Annotated in this window: 4 protein-coding genes; 1 reads left to right on the plus strand and 3 read right to left on the minus strand. The window is 35.6% G+C overall.

Annotation, left to right across the window (positions count from 1 at the left end; translation table 11 throughout):
• The coding region (locus Q8907_11580) for a GRP family sugar transporter (protein MDP4274908.1) at positions 1-939 on the minus strand (939 nt) is incomplete at its 3' end.
• A 63-nt stretch (positions 940-1,002) separates the two neighbouring features.
• The gene (gene rbsK, locus Q8907_11585; GenBank protein MDP4274909.1) at positions 1,003-1,911 is read right to left on the minus strand and encodes a ribokinase; all 909 of its coding nucleotides are present in this window, start codon (positions 1,909-1,911) and stop codon (positions 1,003-1,005) included.
• Positions 1,912-2,562: 651 nt separating this feature from the next.
• On the opposite strand from rbsK, the gene Q8907_11590 reads away from it, so the two are divergent.
• Positions 2,563-4,080 carry a hypothetical protein gene (locus Q8907_11590; GenBank protein ID MDP4274910.1) on the plus strand — a complete coding sequence of 506 codons (1,518 nt, stop codon included), beginning with the start codon at positions 2,563-2,565 and terminating at the stop codon, positions 4,078-4,080.
• A 228-nt stretch (positions 4,081-4,308) separates the two neighbouring features.
• Here the strand turns inward: Q8907_11590 and Q8907_11595 are convergent, their stop codons facing one another.
• The gene (locus tag Q8907_11595; protein ID MDP4274911.1) at positions 4,309-5,886 is read right to left on the minus strand and encodes a RagB/SusD family nutrient uptake outer membrane protein; all 1,578 of its coding nucleotides are present in this window, start codon (positions 5,884-5,886) and stop codon (positions 4,309-4,311) included.
• Between the last annotated feature and the right edge of the window lie 24 nt (positions 5,887-5,910).

The following is a 5,910-nucleotide window of genomic DNA, read 5'->3' on the forward strand; positions in this document are numbered from 1 at the left end:
CCAATTGGTTTGTTTTGAAGCACCTTTAAATTCTTTCCAGATAAATACGCCCCAAATGGCCGCAATCATTGTTGCACCTTGTCCTAAACCATAAGAAATAGCAGCGCCCGCCTTACCTGCTGCGATATAACTCAATGAAGTCCCTAATGCCCATATACAACCGCCTATAATTCCTACTAAATGGGTTTTGAAATTCCCCTGAAAATATTGTTTATAAGAAACGGGAGTTCCTTCAATCGGCTTTTTCATGAAAAGGGTATTGAAAACAAAATTGCTCACAAAAATTCCTATAGAGAAAATGAAGAAAGCAGAATAAGGGGTTAACTTTCCGGGGGAAGGTTGTTCGAAATTATTTAAGTCCATGGCAGCTGCTACAAAACGATAGAAGAATGCCATTAAAACTCCGGCAAATATGGCTAACAATATTCCTTTTTTATTTGATTTTCCGCTCTCTCCCTTTTTCATTTTGCCAGCAGCAATACCATTAAAAATGATAGCCAACATAATAAGGGAAACCCCTAAAAATAAAAGACAGGGATCACCTTTGGGAGTCGAGAAATAATTCACAAACACACCTAGAACCAACGCTATTCCAACACCTAGGGGAAATGCTACCGCCAATCCAGCCAATGATATAGAGGCAGAGAGTAAGATATTGGCAGCATCGAAAATTATACCACCAATTATAGCACTAACGATATTAGCTAAATCAGCTTGTTTTAAATCTGGAATAAACGAACGTCCATTTTCGCCAAAGCTACCCAGCGTGAATCCCAAGACAAGACTAAACAGCAAAATGCCAATAACATAATCCCAATAAAAGAGCTCATAACGCCAGGTTTTGGCTGCCAGTTTTTGGGTATTACCCCAAGAACCCCAGCAGAGCATAGTAACTATGCAAAACACCACAGCCAATGAATAATTTTCGACAATAAACATAATTTTGATTTTTTTAGTTTGTAATTAAGGCATCTATATTTTGAAAGAATTAAATCCAGATAGTTATAGGTTAAGTTCCTTCCTGTACGGAATTGATGATTGTGCTCCTGCACGTGTTACTGTTATTCCAGATGCTTTATTCGCCATTTTTACCGCATCTTCTGTTGTGAAACCTTCTGAAATAGCTATACATAATGCACCACAAAATGTATCACCTGCTGCAGTGGTGTCAATAGCAGTAACCTTCTCAGCTGGAACCTCATAATATATATTCCCTTCTTTAACCAATGCACCCTTTGATCCCAAAGTAATAATAACTATGTCAACACCTTTTGAACTGATAATGTCTGCTGCTTGTTTTGCTGAATCTAAATCCACAACTTTTATCCCAGTAAGCATTTCCGCTTCGGTTTTATTGGGAACAATTGCATACAAACACTTCAGCAAATCATTTGACAAAAAAGCAGCCGGTGCAGGATTCAAAATCACTTTAATACCTTTTTCACAAGCTATCTTTGCTGCATATTCAACAGTTTCCATCGGTATTTCAAGTTGCATCAATAAAATATCTGCACTTTCAATCACTTTTCTGGCTTTTTCAATATCTTTTGTATTTAAGCTTGAATTGGCACCGGAAGCAACAACAATGCAATTTTCCCCATTTGTATCAACCATAATGAGAGCGACGCCAGAGGGTAAATTTGGATCCGAAAAAATAAAATCCGTGTTGATATTTTCATCACTATACATCTCTATGGATTGTTTTCCAAATAAATCATTTCCTGTTTTAGAAATAAAAGTAACATTGCCTCCTAAACGTGCAATTGCGACGGCTTGATTAGCTCCTTTACCTCCCGGATTCATCATAAATGCGCCCCCAAGAACTGTTTCGCCAGGAACAGGCAATCTATTTGATTTCACCACCATATCTGTATTGCAACTCCCTATAACTACGATTTTATTTTTGCTCATGAAATTTGTATTTTTTGTGAAAAATTGATTTTTACTATTATTCTTATTTCGTAAACAAACATAAATGACCTAGGAATATTATAAAAACAAAAAAAATAGAGAATTAATAAATATAAACAATAGATATTAAAATTTTATAATTACAACAAACTGATAATTAATTATATAGAATATATATAAAACAATTTAGTGATATTTTCAACAATAATTACTAAAAATATTTTTGCGGATGTGTAAAAAGAAATTGAAACAAAAAGAAATTGCAACAAAAGAAATTGCAACAAAAAGAAATCACTTTTTTTTGTAACCACTATGGAAAATTAAAAGAAATAAGTATAAAAAAGTTGCATTTACAAAATTGCCCCTGGTTTGACCGGGTTGGAAAGGCAAAAATTTAATCATTAAAGAGGATTATATTTCATTCCCTGGAAGCAAGCCCCTATTAAAACATTCTAAATTACTTTGATCATCAAGTCACCAATCAGTGCTTCTGCCGAATTTTTCAATTTTTTAAATTAAAGCATTCCGTACCCCTATTAGAGGGCTTGGAAATTTCAGATTTCTCTTTTGATTAAGTATTTACATACTTGGTCGTCTCTCATCACTTTTTTTTTATTGATCCAAAAAATTTGTATCCTTACAAAAAAAATCATGTCAAAGTTTTCATCCTTAATTTTGCTTATAAATTCGTTAAGCAAATCAGAACGAAAAAAAATTTCTTCCACATTGAATCTCTCAGATGACAATACAGACTACCTATTCTTATATAAACTTATTAATAAGCATCCGATTAATTCTCAAGATATTATAAAAGAAGAATTTACAAAAAAACGTCCCGGTTCGGCTTTAAATACCTCAGTAAATTATCTTTTTGATACTTTAATCTCTATATTGAGTCAATTGCGAACAAATCAAGATAGCTTCTTTACTCTTTTCAATTTATTAATGAACGCGAAAGTTCTATTTGAAAAATCACTATATCATGAATGTTTTCAATTGCTTATAAAAGTGCAAAACGAAGCTATGCTGTTCGAGAAATATAACATACTACTTGTTGCACAAAAGATGGAGCTTGATTATCTTTTAATTTTAGATTTTCCAGGGATAAGTGAGCAAGAACTACTTAACAAACAATATGAAATAAATAACACCCTGAAAAAAATTCGAAAAATCAATGAACATGCTTCATTGTATGAGATTCTTAGATACCGAATTTTGCATAAAGGGGCTGCCAGATCCAATAAACAAAAACAGGAATTAAGTGATTTGGTCGTTAGTGAAATGAGTATTGTGTCAAATTCCAATTTTGAAAACTTTGAAATCAAAAAAAATCATAAGCTATTTCAGGCAAATTATTTAATTAATGTGGGAGATTATAAGTCTGCTCTTTTCTCGCTTTACGAACTAAATAAAGACTACGAACAAAACAGGCACCTGTTTAGTAATCCTCCCATATACTATCTAATGACCATTGAAGGAATACTTGAAAGTTTGCGCGCTATCAAGAATTATGCAGAAATGAGCTATTTTATCGCACCATTAGAAGCCATTGAAACATCCTCAAATCAATTTAAAATTCAGATTCAATACGTCGTTAATATGTATAAGCTAGTTTCGCTTATAGACACAGGTAGGTTTAACGAAGCAAAAGCATTTATAGATGGGAAAAAAGAAGCTTTATACAATAAAATTGACATGTTGATTCCTGCCAGAAAAGCAAAACTCTTATTAAATATTGCACTGGTTTATCTGGGAACCAAAGAATTTACTAAAGCTCATAAGGTTATTAGTCAAATTATGATGAATGGGAAAAATATCTTCTCACTCCCTTTATTTAGGACCATTAGACTTGTTAATCTAATGATCCTTTATGAATTGAAGGAATTCGACTATATTGAATCTGAGGTTAGATCTTTTAAGCATGAAATTCAAAACAAAGAAAGAATTTATCAGATTGAAACTCTAATGTTAAAATTTATTAACAAACCAATTGATGGAATGTCCCAAAAAGACAGACTTCAACTTTGGGCAAAGATTAGCCCGGAACTTTCGGACATTCAAAATAATAAATACGAGCGGCAACTACTTCGGATATTTGATTTTACTGTATGGGTTGAATCAAAAATAAGAAATATCCCTCTTGATAAATTATTAATGGATAAAATTTAAGATGATTATCCGCAATTGTACCCGTATTTGCCCTACCAGGTATCTTCAACCGCAGCAATCATGAACCTTTCAAATAGATGTTTTTCAAAATATCTGCGATTGGTTTTATAACAAAATTCATTTTTAGGTAAACTAATTTCAGGGAGTGATCAATTCACATCAAAAAAGGGATACATATGCTTATATCCCCTTTTTAATCAAAAATAAGAAATCTATAGACTTTTCCTCTTACCATTTGGGATTTTGAACTAGATTTTTGTTGAGGTCGACTTCTCCCTGTGGATATCCCCAGACATAATCGCGGGCAGGGTTAAATATGCGGGTTTCAACCAATACATTTTTCCCAAAGTCGGCACGTTTATTGTCAAAATTGTTGAAAATTCCGTGTAAATCACCTGGCATAACATTTTCCGCAATCTTCCAGCGGCGTATGTCGAAGAGGCGCTGTTCTTCTATAGCAAATTCTATGCGGCGCTCTCTGCGGACAATGCTGCGCAGCTCGGTCTGAGATTTACCTGAAGAAATAGGCGGCTGGTTGACGCTGGCACGCTGGCGTACCTGGTTTATTGCATTATAAACCGAGGCATCAATGTCGTTGGCTTCAATTTTGGCCTCAGCATAGGTGAGCAGGACCTCGGCATAACGAAGGACGATAATATCGTTGGTTGAATTGCCATCCCACGATCCATCTATGACAGCTGGAGTGTATTTTTTGTAGTAATAAGCAGTATAGGATGCATTATTTTGTCCCAGGCGATAAGGAGAAGTAGGATTGGTTACATCAATGGTAATTCCGTTTACTACACTTCCGGGTACTACAATGGTCATTTTCAGCCGGGGATCCCGGTTGTCATAAGGATGTTGCGGATTATAAAGAGGAGATTGATCAATGGTCTTTCCATCCGTACATTCATAAGCATCAACAAGTGCCTGGGTAGGAACCACCTGGGACCATCCCCCAACGTATGGACCCCCAACCCAGGTTGCAAGCGAACTTTTGGATGTGGGAACATATTGCCCTGCCAGAATAATTTCCTTGCTGCTTTCATTTGTCCCATCAAATAAGCTGGAATAATTGGGATCAATACTGTATACCCCTAAATCCATTACCGCTTTGGCCGCTTTGGCCGCTTCAACCCATTGGCCGTCATAAAGCAACACCCTTGCTTTAAGAGCCAGGGCAGCTCCCCTGGTGACACGGCCCTGGTCGGAAGCATCCGCGTATGACAAGGGAAGATTTGCACTATATGCATCTATGTCATTGACAATAAATTTAACAACATCAGCTTTGGGCGTTTTTGCAGCTTTAAATTCGCTGATTTTCTGCAAATGATCAATCAGGGGTACATCTCCATAAAGCCCGATTAACTGCTGGTAAGCATAATCCCTAAAGAATCGGGCCTCACCGTCTAAGCGTTTTCTTAAGGTCTCGTCCATATTAGGTACAGAGCCAATATTATCGTGCACAATATTGGCCGTGGCAATAGCCTGGTAATAATAAGACCAGAAATGATTAATGGTACCACTGCTGGCAGTCGCCGTACCATTGCCCAACAAACGGATATCACTTGGCCAATCACTCCATGAATAACTATCATCGGTAGCACAGGTTAAAAAAGTTTTCCACCATTCATCCCTTATGTAATTATAACAGGAAGTTACATACATTTTTGCCTGATCAGTTGTTTGCCAATAGTTCTGACTGGTATAGGAATCTTCCTTAACTGTATCCAGATAATCTTCTTTACAGGAAGTGATTAAGATACCCATGGCGAATAATAAATATTTTAAATATTTTATTTTCATAATAAAGATGTATTAAAATTCAAC

It is taken from the genome of Bacteroidota bacterium (genome assembly GCA_030706565.1).
Taxonomy (GTDB): domain Bacteria; phylum Bacteroidota; class Bacteroidia; order Bacteroidales; family JAUZOH01; genus JAUZOH01.